The 22,719-nt window shown below is 69.4% G+C and carries 21 protein-coding genes; 8 read left to right on the forward strand and 13 right to left on the reverse strand.

Translation table 11 applies throughout. From position 1 onward, the window contains the following. Positions 1–2 precede the first annotated feature (2 nt). The 3 genes from gltB to VF329_02240 all read right to left on the reverse strand — a co-directional run bounded on the left by gltB (position 3) and on the right by VF329_02240 (position 6,341). Positions 3–4,667 carry a glutamate synthase large subunit gene (gltB, locus tag VF329_02230; GenBank protein HEX7079815.1) on the reverse strand — a complete coding sequence of 1,555 codons (4,665 nt, stop codon included), beginning with the start codon at positions 4,665–4,667 and terminating at the stop codon, positions 3–5. Positions 4,668–5,027: 360 nt separating this feature from the next. Further along, positions 5,028–5,729 carry a proteobacterial dedicated sortase system response regulator gene (gene pdsR / locus VF329_02235; GenBank protein ID HEX7079816.1) on the reverse strand — a complete coding sequence of 234 codons (702 nt, stop codon included), beginning with the start codon at positions 5,727–5,729 and terminating at the stop codon, positions 5,028–5,030. A gap of 45 nt (positions 5,730–5,774) precedes the next feature. Continuing rightward, positions 5,775–6,341, reverse strand: coding sequence for an NUDIX hydrolase (locus VF329_02240; protein ID HEX7079817.1), 567 nt, complete (start codon positions 6,339–6,341; stop codon positions 5,775–5,777). Between the two features lie 333 nt (positions 6,342–6,674). On the opposite strand from VF329_02240, the gene VF329_02245 reads away from it, so the two are divergent. Next, positions 6,675–7,355, forward strand: a complete 681-nt coding sequence (locus tag VF329_02245) for an OmpA family protein (protein HEX7079818.1) — start codon at positions 6,675–6,677, stop codon at positions 7,353–7,355. A gap of 78 nt (positions 7,356–7,433) precedes the next feature. Here VF329_02245 and rpoH read toward each other — a convergent pair whose 3' ends face one another. The 4 genes from rpoH to ftsY form a co-directional block, all read right to left on the reverse strand. Beyond that, on the reverse strand, positions 7,434–8,297 hold the full coding sequence (gene rpoH / locus VF329_02250) for an RNA polymerase sigma factor RpoH (GenBank protein HEX7079819.1): 864 nt from the start codon (positions 8,295–8,297) through the stop codon (positions 7,434–7,436). A 115-nt stretch (positions 8,298–8,412) separates the two neighbouring features. Next, entirely contained in the window at positions 8,413–9,321 is a 909-nt protein-coding gene (gene ftsX / locus VF329_02255) for a permease-like cell division protein FtsX (GenBank protein HEX7079820.1), read from the reverse strand. Between the two features lie 8 nt (positions 9,322–9,329). Beyond that, positions 9,330–10,010 (reverse strand): cell division ATP-binding protein FtsE, encoded by a 681-nt coding sequence (ftsE, locus tag VF329_02260; protein HEX7079821.1) that lies wholly within the window; start codon positions 10,008–10,010, stop codon positions 9,330–9,332. After that, positions 10,007–10,933: a signal recognition particle-docking protein FtsY gene (gene ftsY / locus VF329_02265; protein HEX7079822.1), complete on the reverse strand. Its 927-nt coding sequence runs from the start codon at positions 10,931–10,933 to the stop codon at positions 10,007–10,009. The genes ftsE and ftsY overlap by 4 nt, the downstream gene beginning before the upstream one ends. A 100-nt stretch (positions 10,934–11,033) precedes the next feature. Here ftsY and rsmD point away from each other — a divergent pair, with 100 nt between their 5' ends. From rsmD to ggt, 3 genes are all read left to right on the forward strand, one after another. Continuing rightward, on the forward strand, positions 11,034–11,606 hold the full coding sequence (gene rsmD, locus VF329_02270) for a 16S rRNA (guanine(966)-N(2))-methyltransferase RsmD (GenBank protein ID HEX7079823.1): 573 nt from the start codon (positions 11,034–11,036) through the stop codon (positions 11,604–11,606). 169 nt (positions 11,607–11,775) lie between these two features. After that, complete coding sequence (coaD, locus tag VF329_02275; protein HEX7079824.1) at positions 11,776–12,249, forward strand: pantetheine-phosphate adenylyltransferase; 474 nt, start codon at positions 11,776–11,778, stop codon at positions 12,247–12,249. Positions 12,250–12,339: 90 nt separating this feature from the next. Then, on the forward strand, positions 12,340–14,127 hold the full coding sequence (gene ggt / locus VF329_02280) for a gamma-glutamyltransferase (GenBank protein ID HEX7079825.1): 1,788 nt from the start codon (positions 12,340–12,342) through the stop codon (positions 14,125–14,127). Between the two features lie 64 nt (positions 14,128–14,191). Here ggt and mutM read toward each other — a convergent pair whose 3' ends face one another. Beyond that, positions 14,192–15,007: a bifunctional DNA-formamidopyrimidine glycosylase/DNA-(apurinic or apyrimidinic site) lyase gene (mutM, locus tag VF329_02285; GenBank protein ID HEX7079826.1), complete on the reverse strand. Its 816-nt coding sequence runs from the start codon at positions 15,005–15,007 to the stop codon at positions 14,192–14,194. A gap of 114 nt (positions 15,008–15,121) precedes the next feature. On the opposite strand from mutM, the gene VF329_02290 reads away from it, so the two are divergent. Beyond that, the gene (locus tag VF329_02290; GenBank protein HEX7079827.1) at positions 15,122–16,324 is read left to right on the forward strand and encodes a fatty acid desaturase; all 1,203 of its coding nucleotides are present in this window, start codon (positions 15,122–15,124) and stop codon (positions 16,322–16,324) included. Between the two features lie 115 nt (positions 16,325–16,439). Here VF329_02290 and rpmG read toward each other — a convergent pair whose 3' ends face one another. The 3 genes from rpmG to radC form a co-directional block, all read right to left on the reverse strand. Further along, positions 16,440–16,595, reverse strand: a complete 156-nt coding sequence (gene rpmG, locus VF329_02295; protein HEX7079828.1) for a 50S ribosomal protein L33 — start codon at positions 16,593–16,595, stop codon at positions 16,440–16,442. Between the two features lie 18 nt (positions 16,596–16,613). Continuing rightward, the gene (gene rpmB / locus VF329_02300) at positions 16,614–16,850 is read right to left on the reverse strand and encodes a 50S ribosomal protein L28 (GenBank protein ID HEX7079829.1); all 237 of its coding nucleotides are present in this window, start codon (positions 16,848–16,850) and stop codon (positions 16,614–16,616) included. A gap of 171 nt (positions 16,851–17,021) precedes the next feature. After that, positions 17,022–17,696 carry a DNA repair protein RadC gene (gene radC / locus VF329_02305; GenBank protein ID HEX7079830.1) on the reverse strand — a complete coding sequence of 225 codons (675 nt, stop codon included), beginning with the start codon at positions 17,694–17,696 and terminating at the stop codon, positions 17,022–17,024. A 163-nt stretch (positions 17,697–17,859) separates the two neighbouring features. On the opposite strand from radC, the gene coaBC reads away from it, so the two are divergent. Together coaBC and dut are read left to right on the forward strand one after the other, a co-directional pair. Next, positions 17,860–19,134, forward strand: a complete 1,275-nt coding sequence (gene coaBC, locus VF329_02310) for a bifunctional phosphopantothenoylcysteine decarboxylase/phosphopantothenate--cysteine ligase CoaBC (GenBank protein HEX7079831.1) — start codon at positions 17,860–17,862, stop codon at positions 19,132–19,134. Further along, on the forward strand, positions 19,131–19,598 hold the full coding sequence (gene dut, locus VF329_02315) for a dUTP diphosphatase (protein ID HEX7079832.1): 468 nt from the start codon (positions 19,131–19,133) through the stop codon (positions 19,596–19,598). Before coaBC ends, dut begins: the two co-directional genes overlap by 4 nt. 81 nt (positions 19,599–19,679) lie before the next feature. On the opposite strand, the gene VF329_02320 is transcribed toward dut, so the two are convergent. Both VF329_02320 and pyrE read right to left on the reverse strand, forming a co-directional pair. Next, the gene (locus VF329_02320) at positions 19,680–20,309 is read right to left on the reverse strand and encodes a DUF4124 domain-containing protein (GenBank protein ID HEX7079833.1); all 630 of its coding nucleotides are present in this window, start codon (positions 20,307–20,309) and stop codon (positions 19,680–19,682) included. 142 nt (positions 20,310–20,451) lie between these two features. Continuing rightward, positions 20,452–21,108: an orotate phosphoribosyltransferase gene (pyrE, locus tag VF329_02325; protein ID HEX7079834.1), complete on the reverse strand. Its 657-nt coding sequence runs from the start codon at positions 21,106–21,108 to the stop codon at positions 20,452–20,454. A gap of 200 nt (positions 21,109–21,308) precedes the next feature. On the opposite strand from pyrE, the gene VF329_02330 reads away from it, so the two are divergent. Continuing rightward, a complete protein-coding gene (locus tag VF329_02330) occupies positions 21,309–22,661 on the forward strand; it encodes an MFS transporter (GenBank protein HEX7079835.1) in 1,353 nt (450 codons plus the stop codon). Positions 22,662–22,719 lie beyond the last annotated feature (58 nt).

Genomic DNA, 22,719 nt, shown 5'->3' on the forward strand with positions numbered 1-22,719 from the left:
CCTCAGCTGCCGAGCGCCACGAACGTCGTGGTCTCGTCGTCGCGGACCGCGGCTTCCATCTCCTCGTCGTGGCGCTTGCGCTCGGCGAGGACGCGCTTGTAGTCCGTGGGCATGACCTTCACGAACTCCGCGAGCACGCCGGGCCACGCGTCGAGCACGGCGGCCGCGACGGTCGAGCCCGTGTAGTCCCGATGCAGCTCGATCATCTCGAGAAGCTCGGCGATATCCTCGTCCGCCTCGACGGCCTCGAGCCCGACGGTGCCGAGGTTGCACTTCGCCTCGAAGTCGCGGTCGCGATCCCAGACGTACGCGATGCCGCCCGACATGCCGGCCGCGAAGTTCCGGCCGGTGGGCCCGAGGATCACCGCGCGCCCGCCGGTCATGTACTCGCACGCGTGATCGCCGACGCCTTCGATGACGGCGCGCGCGCCGCTGTTGCGCACGCAGAAGCGCTCGGCCGACCGGCCGCGGAAGAACGCGCGGCCCGAGGTCGCGCCGTACAGCGCGACGTTCCCGATCAGCACGTTGTCCTCGGCCGCGAACCGGCTCTCGCGCGGCGGGTAGATGATCAGCCGCCCGCCCGAAAGCCCCTTGCCGACGTAGTCGTTGCTGTCGCCCTCGAGCTCGAGCGTGATGCCTTTCGCGAGGAACGCGCCGAAGCTCTGCCCGGCCGAGCCCTTGAGCTTCACGTGGATCGTGTCGTACGGCAGCCCGCGCTCGCCCCACTTCTTCACGAGCGTGTAGCTCAGCATCGTGCCGACCGTGCGGTTCGTGTTCACGATCGGCAGCTCGATCCGCGTCTTCTCGCCGCGCTCGATCGCGGGCTCGGCCATCTCGATGAGCCGGTTGTCGAGCGCGAGGTTCAGGCCGTGATCCTGCTTTCTCGTGCAGTACACGTCGACGTTCTCGTGCGGCTTCGCGGCAGGCTCGAGGATCGGCGTGAGATCGAGGCCGTCGGCCTTGAAATGGTCGATCGCGGCGCGCGTCTTGAGCACGTCAACGCGGCCGATCATGTCGACGAACCGGCGGAAGCCGAGCTCGGCCATGATCTCGCGGGCCTCCTCGGCCACCATGAAGAGGTAGTTCACGACGTGCTCGGGCTGCCCCGCGAACTTCTTCCGCAGCACCGGATCCTGCGTGGCGATGCCGACGGGGCACGTGTTCAGGTGGCACTTGCGCATCATGATGCAGCCGAGCGCGACGAGCGGCGCCGTCGAGAAGCCCATCTCCTCGGCGCCCAGGAGCGCGGCGATCACGACGTCGCGGCCGGTCTTCAAGCCGCCGTCGGTCTGCAGCACCGTGCGGCTGCGTAGATCGTTCATCACGAGCGTCTGGTGCGTCTCGGCGATGCCGAGCTCCCACGGCAGCCCCGCGTGCTTGATGCTCGTCAGCGGCGACGCACCGGTGCCGCCGGTGTCGCCCGAGATCAGCACGTGATCCGCATGCGCCTTCACGACGCCGGCCGCGATCGTGCCGACGCCGACCTCGGAGACCAGCTTCACGCTGATCCGCGCCTCGGGGTTCGCGTTCTTCAAGTCGTGAATGAGCTGCGCGAGATCCTCGATGGAGTAGATGTCGTGATGCGGCGGCGGGCTGATCAGCCCGACGCCCGGCGTCGAGTAGCGGATGCGCGCGATGTTCTCGTCGACCTTGCGGCCGGGCAGCTCGCCGCCCTCGCCGGGCTTCGCGCCCTGCGCCATCTTGATCTGCAGCTCGTCGGCGTTCGCGAGATACCAGATCGTGACGCCGAAGCGCCCGGATGCGACCTGCTTGATCGCGGAGCGCCGCGAATCGCCCGAAGGCAGCGGCTCGAACCGCGCCGGGTCCTCGCCGCCTTCGCCGGTATTGCTCTTGCCGCCGAGGCGGTTCATCGCGATCGCGAGCGTCTCGTGCGACTCCGCGGAGATCGAGCCGAAGCTCATCGCCCCGGTGCAGAAGCGCTTCACGATCTCGCTCGCGGGCTCGACCTCGTCGAGCGGCACGGGCGGCCCGGCGACACCGCGCTCGAAATCGAGAAGGCCGCGCAGCGTGCAGGTGTCGCGCGCGCTCTTGTTCACGTGCGCGGCGAACTCCCGGTACGCGTCGCGGCTATTGCGCCGCGCCGCGACCTGCAACGAGAAGATCGCCTGCGGATCCCACGCATGGCGCTCGCCGGCGCTGCGCCAGTGGTATTCGCCCGGGTTCGGCAACGTCGGCGAGCGGTCCTCTTCCTTCTCGGGGTAGCCGAGCGCGTGGCGCCGCAGCGCCTCCTGCTCGAGCACGTCGAAGCCGACGCCCTTGATGCGGCTCACGGTGCCGGTGAAGCAGCGGTCGACGACCTCGTCCGCGAGCCCGAGCGCCTCGAAGATCTGCGCGCCCTTATAGGACTGGAGCGTCGAGATGCCCATCTTCGCCATGACCTTGAGCATCCCCTTCGCGACGCCCTTTCGATAGGCCGACACGAGGCCCTCGACGTCGACGAGCCCGTCCTCGCGCGCCTTCCACAGCGCCTCGAACGCGAGATACGGGTTGATGCCGTCGGCGCCGTAGCCGACGAGCAGGCAATGGTGATGCACCTCGCGCGCTTCGCCGGTCTCGAGCAGGATGCCGATGCGCGTGCGCTTCGCGCGCGCGACGAGGTGATGGTGAACGGCGCCGCACGCGAGAAGCGCGCTCACCGGCACGCGGTCGGGGCCGACGTCCCGGTCGGACAGCACGACGAGGCTGTAGCCTTCGTCGATCGCGCGCTCGGCTTGATCGCAGATGCGGTCGAGCGCGGCCTCGAGGGCCCCCGGCCCCTCCGAGCGCGGAAAAGTGATGTCGATCGTCGCCGTGCGCCAGCCGCGGTGGTCGAGCTTCTTCAGCGACTGCATCTCCTCGTTCGTGAGGATCGGGTGGCGCAGCCGCAGCCGGTGCGCCTGCCGCTCGCTCGTCTCGAGGAGGTTGCCCTCGGGGCCGATGTAGCACTCGAGGGACATGATGATCTCTTCGCGGATCGAGTCGATCGGCGGATTCGTGACCTGCGCGAAGAGCTGCTTGAAGTAGTCGTAGAGCATGCGCGGCTGGTCAGACAGGCACGCGAGCGCGCTGTCGTTGCCCATCGAGCCCACCGGATCGCGCAGCTCCTTCACGAGCGGCTGCAGCATGAACTGCATGGTTTCGGTGGTGTACCCGAACGCCTGCATGCGCGCGAGCAGCGTGCCGCGGTCGAAGAGCCGTTCGCCGGCGCGCTCGACGACGTCGCGCAGCGAGATCCGCTGCTTGTCGAGCCACTTCGCGTACGGGCGGCGGTTCGCGAAGTCGTTCTTCAGCTCCTCGTCCGGCACGAGCCGGCCCTGCTCGAAGTCGATCAGGAACATCTTGCCCGGCTCGAGGCGCCCCTTTGCCTTCACGTTCGCCGGATCGACCGGCACGACGCCGACCTCGCTCGCCATGATCACGCGGTCGTCGAAGGTCAGGTAATAGCGGCTCGGACGCAGGCCGTTGCGATCGAGCACCGCGCCGATGTACTTGCCGTCGGTGAATGCGATCGACGCCGGGCCGTCCCACGGCTCCATGATGCAGGAGTGGAACTCGTAGAACGCCTTCTTGTTCTCCGGCATCAGCTCGTTCTTCTGCCACGCCTCCGGAATCATCATCATGACGGCTTCCTGAAGCGTGCGGCCCGTCATCAGCAGGAACTCGAGGACGTTGTCGAAAACGCCGGAATCCGAGCAGTCGGGCTCGACGATCGGGAAAAGCTCCGCGAGCTTCTCGCCGAAGAGCTCCGACTTCGCGATGCCTTCACGCGCGCGCATCCAGTTCACGTTGCCGCGCAGCGTGTTGATCTCGCCGTTGTGGGACATGAAGCGATTCGGCTGCGCGCGATCCCAGCTCGGGAACGTGTTCGTCGAGAACCGCGAGTGGACCATCGCGAGGTGCGACGTGTAGTCGGGGTCGGCCAGGTCCGGGTAGAACGTCATCAGCTGCCCGGGCGTCAGCATGCCCTTGTAGATCAGCACCTTCGTGGACAGGCTGCAGACGTAGAACGCCTTGCGCTCGGCGAGGCTCTCGTCCTCGCGCAGCCGCCGGCTCGCGCGCTTGCGGATCAGGTAGAGCTTGCGCTCGAACGCGTCGCCTTCGAGGCCGTCGGCGGCGGCGACGAAGAGCTGCTCGATGTGCGGGGCCGCGTCGCGGGCCGTGCGGCCGAGGTTCGCGCGTTCCGCGTCGGTCGGCACCTCGCGCCAGCCGACGAGCCGCTGGCCCTCCTCGGCGCAGATCTCCGCGACGACGTTGCGGCAATGCTCGCGCTCGCGAGGATCCCGTGGGAGGAAAACGAGCCCGGCCGCGAATTTGCCGGGCGCGGGCAGGGTTGCGCCGAAGGTCTGTTGCGCGACCTTCGCAAGAAACTCGTGCGGCAGCGCCGTGAGGATGCCGGCGCCGTCCCCGGTGTTCGGCTCGGCACCGCGGGCGCCGCGGTGATCCATTCGGCACAGCAGGTGGTCCGCGTCGCGCACGATCTGGTGGCTCCGCACCCCCTTGATATGGGCCACGAAGCCGACGCCGCAGCTGTCGTGCTCGAGCTCGGGGCGATAGAGCCCGCGGCGCTCCGGAGCGTGCGCCGGCCGGCTGTCGACCGCTCTCCGGGAAGGCGCGGGACGCGCCCGCGACGCGACCACTCCGCTGTCATTCTTTTCGCGTGGAGTCATGATTTTCCCTGGCGGAGCCTGGCGCTCCGCGGATGTCGTCTTTCGTCAGGCGGCCGTGAGCCGGGCGATGTGCGCCCGGCGCTCCGATGCTGCGCCGCTGAACCTCTTGATCCGCGCGGAGGAGCCCTCGTCGGGGGCCTAAGCGGACATGGGCCGACCGAGAACTATATGAAACGTCGCAATTGTGCGTCAACGCGGCGCTGCCGCGCGAGGCGCCGTCAACGAGCCGCGCAGGCCCGCCTCGGCCGGGCGCGCGGCGTCGCGTGGCGGGCGAAACGGCGCCGCGGGCGGCCGGGCGTGCCGTCCGTGGCGACCGGGCGAGCGAGTCGCGTGGCGGCCCGTTGTGAAGCGTTCCGCGCGCTACTGCTCGTCCCAGCGGTAGCCCATGCCGTAGACGGTCTGGATCGCCGAGAAGTCGGGATCGACCGCGGCGAATTTTGCTCTGATGCGCTTGATCTGCGACGTGACGGTGCTGTCGTCGAGAACGACGTTCGCCGCGCGCATCAGCTGCTCGCGGTTGCGCACGTGCCCGGGGTGCGCGGCGAGGGCGTGCACGACCCAGAACTCGGTGAGCGTCAGCGGAACGGGCCGATCCTTCCAGTGCGCCGCCATCCGGTCCCGGTCGAGCGACAGCGACCCGCGCACGAGCCGCTCGGCCTCCTCGTCCCCGGACTTGAGCGCCTCGACGCGGCGGAACAGCGCCGCGACGCGGGCGAGCAGGTGCTCCGTGCTGACCCGCTTCGTCAAATAGTCGTCGGCGCCGAGTCGCAGGCCCGAGACCGCGTCGAGCTCGCTCTCGCGCGCGGTCAGAAAGATGATCGGAAGCTGCGCGGAGCGGGCGCGGAGCGTGCGGCAGAGCTCGAAGCCTCCCTCGACCTCGGCGCCGAGGTTCACGTCGATGATCACGAGGTCCGGAAGGCGCGCGTCGAAGGCGGCGAGCGCCTCCTTGCGCGTGGCGTAGCCCGCCACTCGATAACCTTGGCGGCGCAGCGCCGCGGCATAGTTGTCGCGGATCGCGACCTCGTCCTCGACGATCGCGACGAGCTTGTCAGGCGTCGGCATCGGCTCACCTCCCGCCGGGAATGATGCCGGGTCGCGCCGCTCGCGTCATCGGCCGCGCGCCGCGCCGGACGTCCGCTCGAGCGCGAGCCTGAGAATACCGGCGGCCGAGATCGCGTCGGTGATGCGCCCGTCGAGCACCCACCGGCACGCCTCGGCGAACGGCAGCGCCTTGACCGCCAGCTCCTCCGTTTCCTCGAGCGCCTGCTCGCCGGGCGTAAGCTCCTCGGCGACGTAGACGAAGCCGAGCTCGTCGGTCACCGAGTTCGACGGGTGCACCTGCATCAGCTCGCGCCAGCGTTTGGCCGCGAGCCCCGTCTCCTCGCGAAGCTCCCGCTCCGCGGCGGCGCGCGGGTCCTCGTCGAGCGGCGCCCCGCCCATCGGCAGCTCCCACGAGTACTGTCCGAGCGTGTAGCGGTGCTGACCGACGAGGTAGAGGTTGTCCTCCGCGTCGAGCGCGAGCACCGCGACCGCGCGGTTCTTGAAGCAGACCTTGCCGTAGAGGCTGCGGCCGCCGGAAGGGTTGATGACCCGGTGCTCCTCGACCCGGATCCAGGGATTGTCGTAGACGACACGCGACGACAGCATCGTCCACGGGTTCCTTTCGTTGCGCATTGACGTTCCCGTGCCGCGACGGGGCCCTTGTGCCCGCCGTTCGGCGAGAGGTGAAACCGGAACACGGCCGGCGACCGCCGAGCCGAGTCGCGGAATGCCGACACCCGCCGGGCGCCGGCGGCCTGCCGTATGATGCGCGCCGAGCCGGCGCGGCGCCGCCCGCGCAGCCGCCGGTGCAGGGTCGGCCGCGCACGCCTTCGGTCTCGGCGGCGCTCCCCGGCCGCTTCGAGCATACAGCGTAGCGTAATCCGGGCGCCGGTCACGTTTCGTTCAGCTTCGGCCGGGCATCATGAGCGGCCTTCGGGAAAGTCCTTGTGCGAGGAGGATGTGAGTATGAGAACTGACTCGATCCGTGCGGCCGCGGCGGTCGTGGGCATCGCGGCGGTCCTGGTCGCCGGTTGCACGACGATCGACGCGTACACGCGGGAGGAGCGCACGGCGCGCGCGCAGCGCCAGGCCGTGATCGGCGCGGTCTCCGGCGCGGTCGCCGGCCTGATCACCGGCGACAGCTCGATGGAGCGGAAGAAGCGCGCGCTCGTCGGCGCGGGCCTCGGCGCGCTCGCCGGGGCGGCGGTCGGCTCGTACATGGACCGGCAGGAGGCGCGGCTTCGGGCGGAGCTCGAACGCACCGGCGTCAGCGTCACCCGCGACGGCGACAACATCACGTTGAACATGCCGGGCAACATCACGTTCGCGCTCGACAGCGCCGACCTCAACGCCAACTTCTACGACGTCCTCGGCTCGGTCGCGACGGTGTTGAACGAGTTCGAGCAGACCGTGATCGAGGTCGCCGGGCACACCGACAGCACCGGCAGCGAGGCCTACAACCAGCAGCTTTCCGAGCGCCGCGCGGCCTCGGTGGCGGCGTTCCTGCGCACGCGCGGCGTGCTCCCCGACCGGATCATCGAGGTCGGCATGGGCGAGTCGCGGCCGATCGCGTCGAACTCGACGCCCGAGGGGCGCCAGCAGAACCGCCGCGTGGAGCTGACGCTCGTCCCGCTGACGTTGAGCTGAGCCGCACCAAGAAAGGCACAAAAAAAGGTGTCAGACACCGAAAAGGTGTCGACACCTTTTTTGTTGCCGCGGCGCCGGTCAGGCGGCCGCGGTCATCATCGACTTCAGCTTGCCGATCGCGTTCGCTTCGATCTGCCGGATGCGCTCCGCCGAGACACGGTACTCGGCCGCAAGCTCGTGCAGCGTGGCCTTGTTGTCCGTGAGCCAGCGGCGCGTGAGGATGTCGCGGCTGCGCGGGTCGAGGCGCTCGAGCGCGCCGTCGAGCCGATCGTGCGCATCCGCCGCCCAGTCGTCGCGCTCCACGGTGTCCGCCGGGTCCGCATTCGGCGCCGGCAAATAAGCGGCCGGGGCAAAATCGTCGTCGTCGGCCGGATCCGGGTCGAGCGAGAGATCGTGCCCGGAGAGCCGCTGCTCCATCTCGGTGACCTCATGGGGGCTCACGCCGAGGTCCCTGGCCACGGCCTCCGTCTCGTCCTTCGTGAGCCAGCCCAGGTGCTTCTTCGCCTTGCGCAGATTGAAGAACAGCTTGCGCTGCGATTTCGTCGTGGCGACCTTCACGAGCCGCCAGTTGCGCAGCACGAACTCGTGGATCTCCGCACGAATCCAGTGCACGGCGAACGAGACGAGGCGGACGCCGACGCTCGGATCGAAGCGCCGCACCGCCTTCATGAGCCCGACGTTGCCTTCCTGGATCAAGTCGCCGAGCGGCAGGCCGTAACCCGCGTAGCCGCGCGCGATGTGCACGACGAAGCGCAGATGCGACAGCACCAGCCGCCGGGCCGCATCGAGATCGTTGTGATCCCGCAGCCGCGTGGCGAGCTCGTGCTCCTCCTCGGCGCTGAGGACCGGGACCGCGTTGACCGCTTGGATGTAATGCTCCAGGCTGCCGATCGGTCCGATCAGCTGCAAATCGCTGCTTCTCAGAGCTACCGCAGTCGACATGTTCCTCCTCCCTTGACGGGACTCATGTTAGCACTCTAGCCATTAGAGTGCTAAACGCCCCGACAGTTCGCGAACCGAGTGCACGAAATGCGCATTGGATCAAGGGGTTGACCCCTCAGCGGGGCTCGATCGCCCGGAGATGGCGAGCCGTCGCGAGCAGTGCTCCGGCCCATCCGAGGAACGCGCCGCCGCCGAGCAGAACGCCCGTTTCTGCGAGGGTTAGACCGGCGGGCCGGAAATTGCTCCCGTAAAGGTCCGCGAGCGCGACGGCCGGCGCTCGGAGCACGAGCAGGGCGGCGGCGACGAGAAGGGCGGCGACGGCCGCGCCGGCGAGCCCGTAGCAGAAGCCGAGGTACAGGAACGGGCGACGGATGAAGCCGTCAGTCGCGCCGACGAGCTTCATCACTTCGATCTCGGTGCTGCGGTTGTTGATCTCGAGGCGGATCGTGTTGCCGATCACGAGCACGACGCCGAGCCCGAGCACGGCCGTCGCGACGCCGGCGACCCGCGACGCGAGCGCGAGGATCGCGCGAAGGCGCGCCACCCACTCCGTGTCGAGCTGCACGAGATCGACGTCCGGCAGCGCCCGGAGCGCCTCCGCTATCGCTTCGACGTCGCCGCCCGCGCCGCGCGCCGGCCGGACGACGATCGTATGCGGCAGCGGGTTCTCGCCGAGCGCGTCGAGGGCCTCGCCGAAGCCGGACCGGGCCCGAAAGTCGTCGAGCGCCTCGGCGCTCGTGATCAGCATTGCCCGGCCGACGTCGGGCCGCGCTCCGATCTCGTCCGCGAGCGCCCGCGCCCGCTCCTCGGTCACACCGAGGGCGAGGTACACGCTGAAATCCGCGGCGCTCTCCCATGTGCCGCTCAGCTCGGCGACGTTCTCGACGACCACCCGCATGCCGGCCGGCAGCGCGATCGCGATCGCGATCACGAGGACGGTCATCGCCGTCGAGAAAGGCTGCCGTGCGATGCGCCCGACGGCGCCGACGAGGTTTTGCGCGTGGAGCGCCGCCAGACGGCGCACGCCGCCCCTCATGCGCGCGCGGCCCCGGACGGCATGTCCGTGCCGAGCTGCCCGTCGATCAGGCGCAGCCTGCGGCGCCCGAGCCGCTCGATCAGCTCGAGATCGTGCGTCGCGATCAGCAGCGTGACGCCGACCTCGTTGAAGCGCTCGAAGAGCCGCATGATCTCGAGCGAGAGCTCCGGATCGAGATTGCCGGTCGGCTCGTCGGCGACGACGACGTCCGGCCGGCTCGCGACCGCCCGCGCGATGCCGACGCGCTGCTGCTCGCCGGTCGACAGCGTGATCGGCGCATGCCGCTCCCGGCCGAGGAGACCGACCTGGTCGAGCGCGGCGCGCACGCGCCTCGCGATCTCCCGCGGGCGGAGCCCGATGATCACGAGGGGCAGCGCGACGTTGTCGAACACGGAGCGGTCGTAGAGCAGCTTGTGGTCCTGGAAGACGACGCCGATCCTCTGCCGGAAGCGGGGGATGCCGCGGCGGGAGACGCGCGACGTGTTCTGGCCGTTGACGATGATCGTGCCGCGCGTCGGCTTCTCGATCAGCGTGACGAGCTTGAGCAGCGTGCTCTTCCCGGCGCCGGAAGGACCCGTGAGGAACGCCATCTCGCCGCGCCGGAGCTCGAAGCTCACGCCGCGCAACGCCTCCCGTCCGCTCGGGTAGCGCTTGTAAACGTTCTCGAAGCGGATCAAGCCCGCCGCTCCTCGATCAGCGCGGCGCTGAACTGCTCGGCGTCGAACTCGTCGAGGTCGTCCACGCCCTCACCGACGGCGACGAAGCGGATCGGCAGCCGCAGCTTCCTCGCGATCGCGAGCACGACCCCGCCCTTCGCCGTGCCGTCGAGCTTCGTGATCGCGAGCCCCGTGACGCCGAGCCGCTGATGGAACTCGGTGGCCTGCGCGAGAGCGTTCTGTCCCTGGCTCGCGTCCACGACCAGGAGCACCTCGTGCGGCGCCGAGGCGTCGAAGCGGGCGACGACGCGGCGGATCTTCTCGAGCTCGTCCATCAGCCCGGCCGACGTGTGCAGCCGTCCGGCCGTGTCCGCGAGCACGACGTCGACGTTCCGCGCGCGGGCCGCGGAGAGCGCATCGTGCACGACGGCGGCCGGGTCGGCGCCCGGCGCCTGAGCGACGATCGGCACCTTCGCGCGGTCCGCCCATTCGCCGAGCTGCTCGACGGCGGCCGCGCGGAACGTGTCGCCCGCGGCAAGAAGCACCGAAAGCCCGCGCCGGCGCAGCCGGTGCGCGATCTTGCCGATCGTCGTCGTCTTGCCCGTGCCGTTCACGCCGACCACGAGGATCACGAAGGGCCGCTTCGCGGGATCGATCGCGAGCGGCGCCTCGACGGGTCGGAGCAGCTCGAGCAGCGCCTCGCGCAGCGCGCCGACGGCCGCCTCCTGCGATGCGCCCCGGACCTTGCGGAGGCGTGCGACGAGGGACGCGGTGACGTCGACGCCGACGTCGGCCGCGAGAAGGCGCTCCTCGAAGGCTTCGAGCGCCTCGTCGTCGAGGCCGCCGCCGAAGAGCCCTCCCGTGAGCCACGAGGTTCCGCGGTTCAGGCGGGACTTGAGCTTCGCGAAAAAACCGTTGCCCTTCCGAGCTTCAGCGTCGGCCACGTGGGTCTCGAGTGCGGGAGGTGAGCGTGAGGTGCCCGCAAAATTATACGGTGCGTCCTGCACAATGGGAGAGCAGGCGTCGGGAGAGCGGGGATCAGCAGTGAGCGCACGGCGCAAGAACGGCCGGCCGGGCAGCGTGCGGATCGTCGGCGGCACGTGGCGCGGACGGCGCATCCCGATTGCGGCGGGCGCCGACCTTCGACCGACGCCGGACCGCGTCCGGGAAACCGTCTTCAATTGGCTGCGCGACCGTGTGGCCGGCGCCCGCTGCCTCGATCTCTTCGCCGGCACCGGCGTCCTCGGCCTCGAGGCGCTGTCGCGGGGCGCAGCCGAAGCGTGGCTCGTGGAGCGCGATCCGGCGCTCGCCGACGGCCTCGTCGCGATGGTCGCGCGGCTCGCGGCGAACGCGCACGTCGTCCGCGACGACGCGCGGCGCTTTCTCGCCCGCGCGCCGGCGGCGGCGTTCGACCTCGTGTTCGTGGACCCGCCGTACCGCGAGCCGGTCGAGCCGCTGCTCGACGCGCTCGGGCCCGCGCTTCGGCCCGGCGCGCTCGTCTACGTCGAGCGGCCGCTCGAGCCGGGGCTCCCGGTGCCGCCCGGCGGCGGCTGGCTCAAGCGCGGCCGCGCGGGCCACGTCGAGTTCGGCCTCTGGTCGCTGGCGGCGGCCTCGTAGCGCTTCGGCGAAGGCCCGGTTCGCGAAATTGCCGGCGAGATCGCCGCGATTCGCGGCCGAATCGACGATCGTGCGCGTCACGACGGCCGGCCGCGCTGCACGGCCTCCAGGCCCGAGGCTACAATGGCCCCGGTTTTCGGCCGCCGGAGGGCACGTGAAGGTCGGCGCGATGTACCCGGGCACTTTCGACCCGATCACGCGGGGGCACGAGGATCTGCTCCGCCGCTCCGCGCGACTGTTCGATCAGGTCGTCGTCGCCGTCGCGGCGAGCCCTCGCAAGGCGCCGCTGTTCTCGCTCGACGAGCGCGTCGCGCTCGCGCGCGAGGTGCTGAAGGACATGCCGTCGGTCACGGTCAGCGGCTACGAAGGCCTGACGGTCGATTTCGCGCGCCGGCATCGGCTCGAGGTGATCATCCGCGGGCTGCGGGCGGTCTCGGACTTCGAGTACGAGTTTCAGCTCGCGACGATGAACCGGCACCTGACCTCGGACGTCGAGACCGTGTTTCTGACGCCGACCGAGCGCTACACGTTCGTCTCGTCGAGCCTGGTTCGCGAGATCGCCGAGTACGGCGGCGACGTGTCGCCGTTCGTGCACCCGTACGTGGAGCGGCAGCTGAAGGCCAAGTTTCCGGGCCCGCGGTGAGCGCGCGGGGCCCGCAATCGATGGAACGCGGCGTGCACGGCCGGAGCGTCCGGGGCGCGCCGGATGTGGCGCGCGGCAAGGAGTGAGCCGATGAGCGAGAGGCAAGGGGTTTCCGGCGGACGAGCGGCGGCGCGCGCGGCCTTGCGCGCCGGGGCGCTGGCTCGGGCGGCCGCGGTCCTCTGCGTTCTCGCGCTTCCCGTCGGCGCGGGCGCCGACGAGCCGGTGACGGCCAGGCACTTCATGGTCGCCGCCGCGAACCCGCACGCGGCGGAGGCGGGATATCGGATTCTCGAGGCGGGAGGCAGCGCCGTCGACGCCGCGATCGCCGTGCAGCTCGTGCTGTCGCTCGTCGAGCCGCAGTCGTCGAGCATCGCCGGCGGCGCGTTCATGCTGTTCTACGACGCGCCCGAGGAGGCCGGTGCGCCGGGCACGGTCGTCGCGTACTCGGGCCGCGAGACCGCGCCGGCCGCGGCCACGCCGGACATGTTCCTCGACGAGAACGGCAACCCAGAGCCCTTCTCGCGGACGGCCTTCGGCGGCCTTGCCGTCGGCGTGCCGGGCGTGATGCGGATGCTCGAGCAGGCGCACCGCGATCACGGCCGCCTGCCGTGGGCGGAGCTCTTCGAGCCGGCGATCGAGCTCGCCGAGAAAGGCTTCGAGGTTTCGCCGCGGCTCTATTTCCTGCTCGACCAGTTCGAGCGGTTCGCGCGCGCCGAGGGCTTTCTCGCGCTCTACTACGACGAGAACGGCAAAGCGCATCCGACCGGCTACCGCATCGTGAACGAGGCGTACGCCGACTCGCTGCGGCTCCTCGCGCAGGAGGGCGCCGACGCGATGTACACCGGCGAGCTTGCGCGCGCGATCGTCGAGAAGGTGCGCGAGAACCCGTTGCGCGCGGGCCGGATGACGCTCGACGACCTCGCCGCGTATCGCCCGGAGAAGTCCGAGCCGGTCTGCAGCCCTTATCGCGAGTGGCGCGTCTGCGGGCCGCAGCTGCCGTCGTCGGGCGGCATCACGGTGCAGCAGATCCTCGGGATGCTCGGCCGCTTCGATCTCGCCGCGTCGGCCGACGATCGTGTCCGCTCGATCCACTTGATCGCGGAGGCGTCCAGGCTCGCGTTCGCGGACCGCGCGCTCTATCTCGGCGACCCGAAATTCGTCGACGTGCCGGTCGCGGCCCTCCTCGATCCGGCGTATCTCGCGCGGCGCGCGGCGCTGATCGACCCGGAGCACGCGATGCGCGACGTGACGGCCGGGCGGCCGCTCGACGCCGCCGCATCGGTGTTCGCGCCGAGCGGGCCGCAGGAGGTCGTCTCGACGAGCCATTTCTCGATCGTGGACCGCTACGGTGACGCCGTGTCGATGACGACGAGCGTGCAGAGCACGTTCGGCAGCCAGCTCGTCGTCGGCGGATTTCTGCTGAACAATCAGCTCACGGATTTCTCGTACGAGCCCGAGCGTTTCGGGCGGCCCGTGGCGAACCGCGTGGAGGCGGGCAAGCGGCCGCTGTCGAGCATGGCTCCGACGGTGGTGCTCGACGCCGACGGGCGTCTCGAGCTCCTGATCGGGTCGCCGGGCGGGACGCGGATCATCAACTACGTGTCCCAGGCGATCGTCAACGTCCTCGACTTCGGCATGAACGTGCAGGACGCGATCTCCGCGCCGCACTTCGTCGCGCAGGACGACGGCCCGGTCGAGCTCGAGCAGGGGACGCCGATCACGACGTATGCCGCCGGGCTCGAGGATCTCGGGCACCGCGTCGTGCCGCGCACGTTGAACAGCGGCCTGCACGGCATCGTCGTCGAGTACGGCGACGACGGCCCCGTCCTCCTCGGCGGCGCCGACCCGCGCCGCGAAGGCGTCGTCCTCGGCGATTAAGTAAAAGCGAAAAAAGCGTGTCAGACACCATTTTTCCGCAAAAGGTGTCTGACACCTTTTTTCGTCAGCGCTGGCAGCGGGGACAGTAGTACGCGCGCCGCTGGCCGATGGCCTTCGCGCGGATCGGGTGTCCGCAGCGCCGGCACGGGTCGCCTTCCCGATCGTAGACGTCGAGGTCGAGCTGGAAGTAGCCGGGCCGGCCGTCGCTCCCGGCGAAGTCCCGCAGCGTCGTGCCCCCGCGCTCGATCGCGTCGCTCAGCACATTCCGAACCGCGTCCACGAGCGGGTCGAACCGCGGGCGCGCGATGCGCCCCGCCGGTCGCGCCGGGTGGATGCGGGCCCGATAAAGCGCCTCGTTCGCGTAGATGTTCCCGATGCCCGCGACGATGCGGCCGTTCATCAGGTGCTGCTTGATCGCGACCCGACGGCCGCGGCACGCGTCCGCGAGGTAGTCGGCGGTGAACTCGGCCGACAGCGGCTCCGGGCCGATTCCCGCGAGGAGCGGATGGCGTTCCGGCGCCGCCGAGAAATGCAGGCTGCCGAAGCGGCGCGGGTCGTGAAAGCGCAGGCACGCGCCGCCCTCGAAGCGGATGTCCACATGGTCGTGGGCTTGCGGCGGCGGAGGGGAGCCGGCGTGGAAGCGCAGGCCGCCCGACATGCCGAGGTGCACGAGGAGCGTGCCGCCGTCGGTGCCGAACAGCAGATACTTGCCGCGGCGCCCGAGGGCCTCGATGCGGCGTCCGGCGAGGCGGCGCGCGAGTGTCGGCCGGACCGGCCAGCGCAGGCGCGGCTCGCGTACCTCGACCCGCTCGATCGACCGTCCGACGACGAGCGGCGCGAGGCCGCGCCGGGTGGTCTCGACTTCGGGCAGCTCGGGCATCGCCGCGCAGCTTAGCGGGCGCCGGGGACGGCGGCCAGCGGCTGTGAGCCGCTGCTTGGTGCCGGTCCCGGCCATCGGCTATAGTGGCTCGGCCCTACCACTTCGGAATTCCCCGTGGACTTCTTATTCGCGTACTACAACGGCCTGCTCGACCTGGGTCCCGTCGGATACGTCGTCGTCACGCTGCTTTGGATGCACGTGACGATGATGGGCGTCACGCTGTACTTCCACCGGGACCAGGCGCACCGGTCCGTCGACCTGCACCCCGCGGTTCGGCACTTCTTCCGCTTCTGGCTCTGGATGAACACCGGGGCGCCGACGAAGGAGTGGGTCGCGGTGCACCGCAAGCATCACGCTCTCTGCGAGCGCGAAGGCGACCCGCACAGCCCGCGCATCTTCGGGCTCAAGAAGGTGCTGCTCGAGGGCGCGGAGCTCTACCGCGCCGAGGCGTGCAACAAGGAGACTCTCGAGAAGTACGGCAAGGGCACGCCCGACGACTGGCTCGAGCGCAACGTCTACGGCCGCTTCACGTACACGGGCATCGCGCTTCTCGTCGTCACCGACCTCGTGCTGTTCGGCGTCCCGGGGATCATCATGATCGCGCTGCAGCTTTCGAACATGCCGTTCCTCGCGGCGGGCGTGATCAACGGCCTGTGCCACGCGAAGGGCTACCGGAATTTCGAGACCGACGACGCGTCTACGAACCTGTGGCCGATCGGGCTGTTCGTCGCCGGCGAGGAGCTGCACAACAACCATCACGCGTTCCCGACGTCGGCGCGCTTCTCGATGCGCCGGCACGAGATCGACATGGGCTGGCTGCATCTGAAGGTGCTGACGTGGCTCGGGCTCGCGAAGATCCGCCGCGTCGCAACGCCGCCGGTCCTCGCCGACGAGGCGCGCACGATCGATCTCGAGGGTCTGCGGGCGGTGATCGTGAACCGCATGTACGTGCTTCGGCACTACACGCACACGGTCACGGTTCCGGTGCTTCAGCGCGAGATCGAGGCGATCGGCGGAAACGCGAACGCGGTCGTCGCGGCGGTGAAGCGCTGGCTCAGCTGGCAGCCGCACATGCTGGACGAGCACGCTCGGCGGCGCCTCGAGGAGCTGCGCGAGCGGCATCCGCACTTCCAGCGCGCCCTCGAGTTTCACGCGGAGCTGAAGGCGCTGTGGGACGGGGCGCACAAGAGCAACGAGCGGCTGCTCGCCGATCTGAAGGAGTGGTGCGCCCGCGCGGAGGCGAGCGGCATTCACTGCCTTCAGGAATTCGCGGCGTATCTGAAGTCGTTCGGCGCGGCGGCGCAGCCGGCGGGCTGAAGCGGCCTTTATCGAGCCGCCCCTCGTCCCTGGGACGCGGGGCGTGCCCCGGAAACGAAAAGCCCGCCGTTCGGCGGGCTTTCGAGGCGGTCGCGGCCCATGCGGGCGGGCCGTGCTATTTGATCTTCGTCTCTTTGTAGATCACGTGCTTCCGGACGCGGGGGTCGTATTTCTTGACCTCCATCTTTTCCGGATGCAGGCGGCGGTTCTTCGTGGTGGTGTAGTAGTGGCCGGTGCCGGCCGACGACATCAATCTGATCTTCTCTCGCATAGCGGCACCTCCTCGGAATCAAACCCTCTCGCCACGCGCGCGCAAGTTCGCGACGACCTTCTCGATGCCAAGCTTGTCGATGATGCGCAGCCCCTTGCTGGAGACGCGCAGCTTCACGAAGCGCCGCTCGCTCTCGAGCCAGAAGCGCTGCGTGTGGAGATTCGGCAGAAAACGTCGCCGGGTCTTGTTGTTCGCGTGTGACACGTTGTTGCCCGACATCGGGCCCTTGCCGGTCACCTGACAGACTCTCGACATTTCTCGCGGTTCCTTCGGACGGCGGAGAGCCGGCGACTATAGCCCGTCCGGCCACGGCCGGCAAGGCGCGGGCCACGGCAAGGCGCGGGCACGGCCGGCACGGCGCCGTCACGGCCGGCACAGGCACCCGCCGCTTCGCCGCCCGCCATGTGCATGCGTCGCGCCCGGTTCTCAGATCCACCCCCGCTCGGCCAGCGACACGTGGCCCGCACGGCTGACGACGACGTGATCGAGCAGCCTGACGTCGACGAGCGCGAGCGCTTTCGCGAGCTTCAGCGTGATGCTGCGGTCCGCCTCGCTCGGCTCCGCGACGCCGGACGGATGGTTGTGGCCGACGATCACCGCCGAGGCGTTGTGGTGCAGCGTGCGCTTCAGCACCTCGCGGGGATAGACCGTGGCGCCGTCGATCGTGCCGCGAAAAAGCTCCTCGTAGCAGATGATGCGGTGGCGCGTGTCGAGAAACAGGCAGCTGAACACCTCGTGGGGCAGATCGGCGAGCCGAGCCTTGAAGACGCGCGCCGCGTCCCCCGGCGCTTTCAACGCGGCCCGCGCTTCGGTGGGCGCCGCGAGATAGCGCCGGCCGAGCTCGACGGCTGCGAGGACTCGTGCGATGCGCGCCGGGCCGAGCCCCTTCACCTCCGCGAGCCCCGCACTGCCGCTGCGCAAGAGCCCCCCGAGCCCGCCGTGCCGGGCCAGAAGATCGCGCGCGAGGGTGACGGCATCCCCGCCGGCCGTGCCGGAGCCGATCAGCACCGCGAGAAGCTCGCCGTCCGAGAGCGCCTTCGAGCCCGCTTCGAGCAGCTTTTCCCTCGGCCGCTCGGAACGCGGCCACCGATTCACTCCCAACGCCGATCCCTCCCTGCGTCAGCGCGGAGTAACATACTGGGTCGCGGCGTGCCGAAACGCATGCGCGAAATGTCACCGGCGTCGAGAGAAACGGCTCTGGACCGCTTCGGTGGAAAACGAGCCTTCCCCGGCGTTAAGCTCCGAAGCGTTAGCCCGAATCCCGATGACTACTTCCCCGACACGCGAGTCCGCCGCGCGCGCTGCGGGCGGCGGCCCCACGCACGTCCTGCTCGGCGTCACGGGCGGCGTCGCCGCGTACAAGAGCCCGGATCTCGTGCGCCGCCTCGTCGAGCGCCACTGCGAGGTCCAGGTCGTGCTGACCCGCGGCGCGAGCCGCTTCGTCGCACCCGTGACGTTCCAAGCGGTGTCGGGCCGGCGCGTGCGCGACGAGCTGTGGGACGAGGCGGCGGAAGCCGCAATGGGGCACATCGAGCTCGCACGGTGGGCCGACGTCGTGCTCGTCGCGCCCGCCACCGCGCATTTCATCGGGAGTCTTGCGGCCGGTCTCGCCAACGATCTGCTGACGACGCTCTGTCTCGCGACCGCCGCGCCCGTCGTGCTTGCGCCGGCGATGAACCGGCAGATGTGGGCGCACGCGGCCGTGCAGGCGAACTGCAAGCTCCTCGAGAGCCGCGGCGTCCGGCTGCTCGGGCCGACGGCGGGCGAGCAGGCGTGCGGAGAGCACGGTATGGGCCGCATGATGGAGCCGGCGGAGATCGCCGCGGCCCTGCTCGAGATCGCGCACCGCCCGGCCGCGGGCCCGCTGGCCGGCCTCAAGGCGATCGTCACGGCCGGTCCGACGCGCGAGCCGATCGACCCGGTGCGCTACATCACGAACCGAAGCTCCGGCCGCATGGGCTTCGCTCTCGCCGCCGCGGCACGCGCCGCGGGCGCCGACGTCGTGCTGATCACGGGGCCGGTGTCCTTGAAGACGCCGATGGGCGTGCGGCGCGTGGACATCGAGACGGCGGAGGAGCTCTACAAGGCCGTTCATCGCGAGATCGCGGGCACGCATCTCTTCATCGCGTGTGCCGCGGTCTCCGACTACCGGCCGCACGAGATGGCCAAGGACAAGATCAAGCGTAGCGAGCCCGAGATGCACCTCGATCTCGTCCGCTCGCCCGATACGCTCGCGAGCGTCGCGGCGCTGCCGAACCCGCCCTTCACCGTCGGCTTCGCGGCCGAGACGCAGCACGTCGCGCGCCACGCGCGCGAGAAGCTCGAGCGCAAGGGCGTCGACATGATCGCCGCGAACAAGGTCGGGCCGGACTGCGGCTTCGACCGCGAGACGAACGAGCTCACGGTGTTTTGGCGAGGCGGCGAGACGCACTTCGGCGAGAGCTCGAAGGACGTCCTGGCCGAGCGCCTGATCGCGCTGATCGCGGAGCGCTACCGCGAACGGCGGAACGCGGCGCCCGCTCCGGAGGCGGGCGGGTGAGCGCGGCCTGGGCACGCATCGAGATCAAGATTCTCGATCGCCGTGTCGGCACGCAGTTTCCGCTGCCGCAACGGGCGACGTCGGGGTCGGCCGGCGTCGATCTTCGAGCGTGCCTCGACGCGCCGCTCACGCTCGCGCCGGGCGCCTGCGAGCTGATCCCGACCGGAGTCGCGATTCACATCGCCGACCCGGGCCTCGCGGCGATCGTCCTTCCGCGCTCCGGCCTCGGCCACAAGCACGGCATCGTGCTCGGCAATCTCGTCGGCCTGATCGACTCGGACTATCAGGGCGAGCTGATGATCTCGTGCTGGAATCGGGGCGCGGCGCCGTTCTCGATCGACCCCGGCGAGCGGATCGCGCAGCTCGTGATCGTGCCGGTCGTGCAGGCGGAGTTCGACGTCGTCGACGAGTTCGCGGCGAGCGAGCGCGGCGTCGGAGGCTTCGGCCACACCGGCACGCGGTAATCCCACCAAAAAAAGGTGTCAGACACCTTTTTCCCAGACACCCTTTCTCGGGAAAAAGGTGTCGAACACCTTTTTTCGACGTCAGCCGCCCTTCAGCTCCTTGAAGCGCTGAATGTCGCTGTCGAACTGGGCCCTGAGCGTCGCCTGCTCGTCGCGCGTGCGCTGGAGCTGGGCCTCGTAGCTCGCGATGGACGATTCCGTCTGGGAGATGTCGCGCGCGAGCTCATGCGGGATCTGCGGAGCGTCCTCGCGGTCGCTGTAGGGCTTGTACTTGCCGGCTTCGGCCTTCAGCGCGGCGAGCCGGTCGCGAAGGTCGGAAAGGTAGATCTCGGTGACCGTGATCTGCGACTCGAGCAGCTCGAGGCGCCGGTCCCGCAGATCCTCGATGTCCTCGACGCTCAAGTACGTCTCGAGGAGCATTCGGTCGCGCCGCGCGATCTCCGCTTTCGCCGCGGCTTCGGTCTCGGCGGCCTCGCGCTCCCGCTCACGCGCCGCACGCTCGGCTTCGGTGACCGCGCCCTGCTGATGGTCGACCGCGATGCCCTGGCTGTTCAGGACGGCCCGGTCGCGGTCGGCGTACTCGGGAGGGATGCGGTCGCCGTAGTGCACGACGCCGTTCTCGTCGATCCAGCGGTAGAGCTTCTGTGCAAACGCCGCCCCGGCCGCGAACGTCACGGCGGCGAGCAGCAGGATGCGCAGAGATCGGTTCACCTTATGTAAAACGCTTCGATATACCGACGACCGAGATATACCAGATTTCGAGCGGAATAGAACCCGCCCTCCGTCACATTCGGCTCGCGGCCGGCCTTCGGTCCAGCCTGAACGCACGGCGGCGACGCGCTTCCGCCTGCGTTTACGGATCGAACGTGACGCCGTATCGGTTCCGGTACGAGCGCATCGCCGGCAGATACGCCGCGTACTCCTTGTCCTCTTCGAGGTGATCGACGAGATCCGTCAGCGTGACGATGCTGTAGATCGGCACGTTCAGCTCGGCCGAGAGCTGCTGCACCGCGGAAATCCGGGTTTTCGTGCCGACCTCCTCCCGATCGAGCGCGACGAGCACGCCGGCAGGCCGGCCGCCGGCCGCCGCGATGACCTCGAGCGCCTCGCGCACGGCCGTGCCGGCGGTGATGACGTCGTCGACGATGAAGACCCGTCCGTCGATTCGCGCGCCGATCGTGGCGCCGCCCTCGCCGTGGTCCTTCGCCTCCTTTCTGTTGAAGGCGTAGGGGTAATCCAGGTCGTGATGCTCGGCGAGCGCCGCGGCCGCCAGCGCGACGAGCGGGATGCCCTTGTAGGCGGGGCCGAACAGCATGTCGAACTCGACGTCGAGCGCCGCGATCGCCGACGCGTAGCAGCGGCCGAGCTTCGCGGCCGCATAGCCCGTGTTGAACAAGCCGGCATTGAAGAAGTACGGGCTCACGCGCCCGGACTTGAGCTTGAATTCGCCGAACTGGAGCACGCCGAGCTCGAGCGCAAGCTCCAGAAATTCGGTCTTGTATGCCCGCATCGAATGCCGCCTCACGGGACGCTTATCATACCAGCGCTTCGTGCATGCCGATCGATCTTGTGCCGTCGCGAAAGCTCGGCCTTTCTCCTAAAGCAGAGTTGCACGGCGGCAACGCGAAAGGAAGCTCTTCTCTGGCCAAGGCCGCCGGGATCGCGTACGGTCTACGCCGCATGGGGGGGCAATTCTCAGGAGCACGAGCTTTGAGCGGAGCAGGGCGGTCGCTCGTCTCCAGCACCAATGGCGTCTGGGCCGCCATCCGTCCATACACCGAGAAGGAATCGCTCGCCGCTTTCTTCGTCGGCATCTCGTCCGGCTTCCCGTACGCGATGATCGGCGCCACGCTGACCACCCGCCTCGCGCAGGACGGCATCGACAAGCAGACCATCACGGCGTTCAGCCTCGCGTTCCTCGTCTACAACCTCAAGATGTTCTGGGCCTGGATCGTCGACGGCGTGCGCCTTCCGCTGCTCGGCAGGCTCGGACACCGCGTGTCGTGGTTGCTTTTCGTCGGCTGCGCCGTGATCGCCGCGGTCGTGAACCTCGCGCTCGTGGATCCCGCGGCCGGCATCGAAGCCACCGTCATCGCGGCGGTGCTGGTCGGGATCGCCGGCGCCACTTACGACATCGTGATCGACGCCTATCGCATCGAGACGCTGAAGCCGTATCAGCTCGGCGTCGGCTCCGGGATGACGCAGTACGGGTGGCGGATCGGCTCGGCGGCGGCAGGCGCGCTCGCGCTGGTCGTCGCGGCCCGCATGGGCTGGAGCGCGGCCTACGTGATCTGCGCGGCTTTCGCGCTGCCGGCAATGCTGACCGGGCTCATCGTCGGCGAGCCCGCGCGGCACGTCGTGAGGAACGAGAAGCAGAGCCTTGCCGCCGTGTGGAAGTCCATCGTCGAGCCGTTCACGGAGTTCCTGCGGCGCTCGGGCGCGTGGCTCGTGCTGGTTTTCATCCTCGTGCACAAGATCGGGGATACGCTCGCGAATCTCACGCTTCGGCTGCTGTTCAACGACCTGGGTTACAGCAACGACGAGATCGCCCTTTACGATGTCGGGTTCGGGTTCTGGGCCTTCCTCGTCGGCATCTTCATCGGCGGAATCCTCTATACGCGGTTGGGCCTGAAGCGATCCGTCCTGCTCGCGCTCGTATTGATGTGCGTCTCGAACCTGAGCTTTGCGCTGTTGGCGGCCGCAGGCCACAGCAACCTGGGCCTCGCCGGGGCCATCGGCTTCGAGAACCTCGCGAGCGGCTACGGCGGGGTCGTCGTCGTCGCGTACTTCTCGGCGCTCTGCAACCTGCAGTTCACGGCCGTGCAATACGCGCTGATCTCCGCGGCCGCGAGCGTTCTCGGACGCGTGTTGACCGGGACGACCGCCGGCGGCCTGATCGAGGTCATGGGGTACACGAGCTTTTATCTCTTGACCACGGTGCTCGCGCTTCCGGGAATCCTGCTGTTCTGGTTCATGATGCGCCGGGGCATGATCGACAGCGCGCTCGGCACGGCCGGCACGGAGAACGGGACGGGCCGCCCGGGCGGCGGGTCCGAGGGATAGTCTCGCCGCTGAAGTAGCCCTGTGCGCGCAGCCCGCTTTCGCCGCGGCCGAGCGGGAG

It is taken from the genome of Gammaproteobacteria bacterium, assembly GCA_036381015.1.
In the GTDB taxonomy this organism is placed as follows: Bacteria; Pseudomonadota; Gammaproteobacteria; order Steroidobacterales; family Rariloculaceae; genus ZC4RG20.

Excerpts from the sequence above, each read along its gene's own strand:
- gltB (HEX7079815.1), bottom strand. The coding sequence starts at position 4,667 with ATGACTCCACGCGAAAAGAATGACAGCGGAGTGGTCGCGTCGCGGGCG.
- coaBC (HEX7079831.1), top strand. The coding sequence starts at position 17,860 with ATGACTACTTCCCCGACACGCGAGTCCGCCGCGCGCGCTGCGGGCGGC.
- rpmB (HEX7079829.1), bottom strand. The coding sequence starts at position 16,850 with ATGTCGAGAGTCTGTCAGGTGACCGGCAAGGGCCCGATGTCGGGCAAC.
- coaD (HEX7079824.1), top strand. The coding sequence starts at position 11,776 with ATGTACCCGGGCACTTTCGACCCGATCACGCGGGGGCACGAGGATCTG.
- pyrE (HEX7079834.1), bottom strand. The coding sequence starts at position 21,108 with ATGCGGGCATACAAGACCGAATTTCTGGAGCTTGCGCTCGAGCTCGGC.
- rpmG (HEX7079828.1), bottom strand. The coding sequence starts at position 16,595 with ATGCGAGAGAAGATCAGATTGATGTCGTCGGCCGGCACCGGCCACTAC.
- pdsR (HEX7079816.1), bottom strand. The coding sequence starts at position 5,729 with ATGCCGACGCCTGACAAGCTCGTCGCGATCGTCGAGGACGAGGTCGCG.
- VF329_02245 (HEX7079818.1), top strand. The coding sequence starts at position 6,675 with ATGAGAACTGACTCGATCCGTGCGGCCGCGGCGGTCGTGGGCATCGCG.
- rpoH (HEX7079819.1), bottom strand. The coding sequence starts at position 8,297 with ATGTCGACTGCGGTAGCTCTGAGAAGCAGCGATTTGCAGCTGATCGGA.
- ggt (HEX7079825.1), top strand. The coding sequence starts at position 12,340 with ATGAGCGAGAGGCAAGGGGTTTCCGGCGGACGAGCGGCGGCGCGCGCG.
- mutM (HEX7079826.1), bottom strand. The coding sequence starts at position 15,007 with ATGCCCGAGCTGCCCGAAGTCGAGACCACCCGGCGCGGCCTCGCGCCG.
- VF329_02240 (HEX7079817.1), bottom strand. The coding sequence starts at position 6,341 with ATGCGCAACGAAAGGAACCCGTGGACGATGCTGTCGTCGCGTGTCGTC.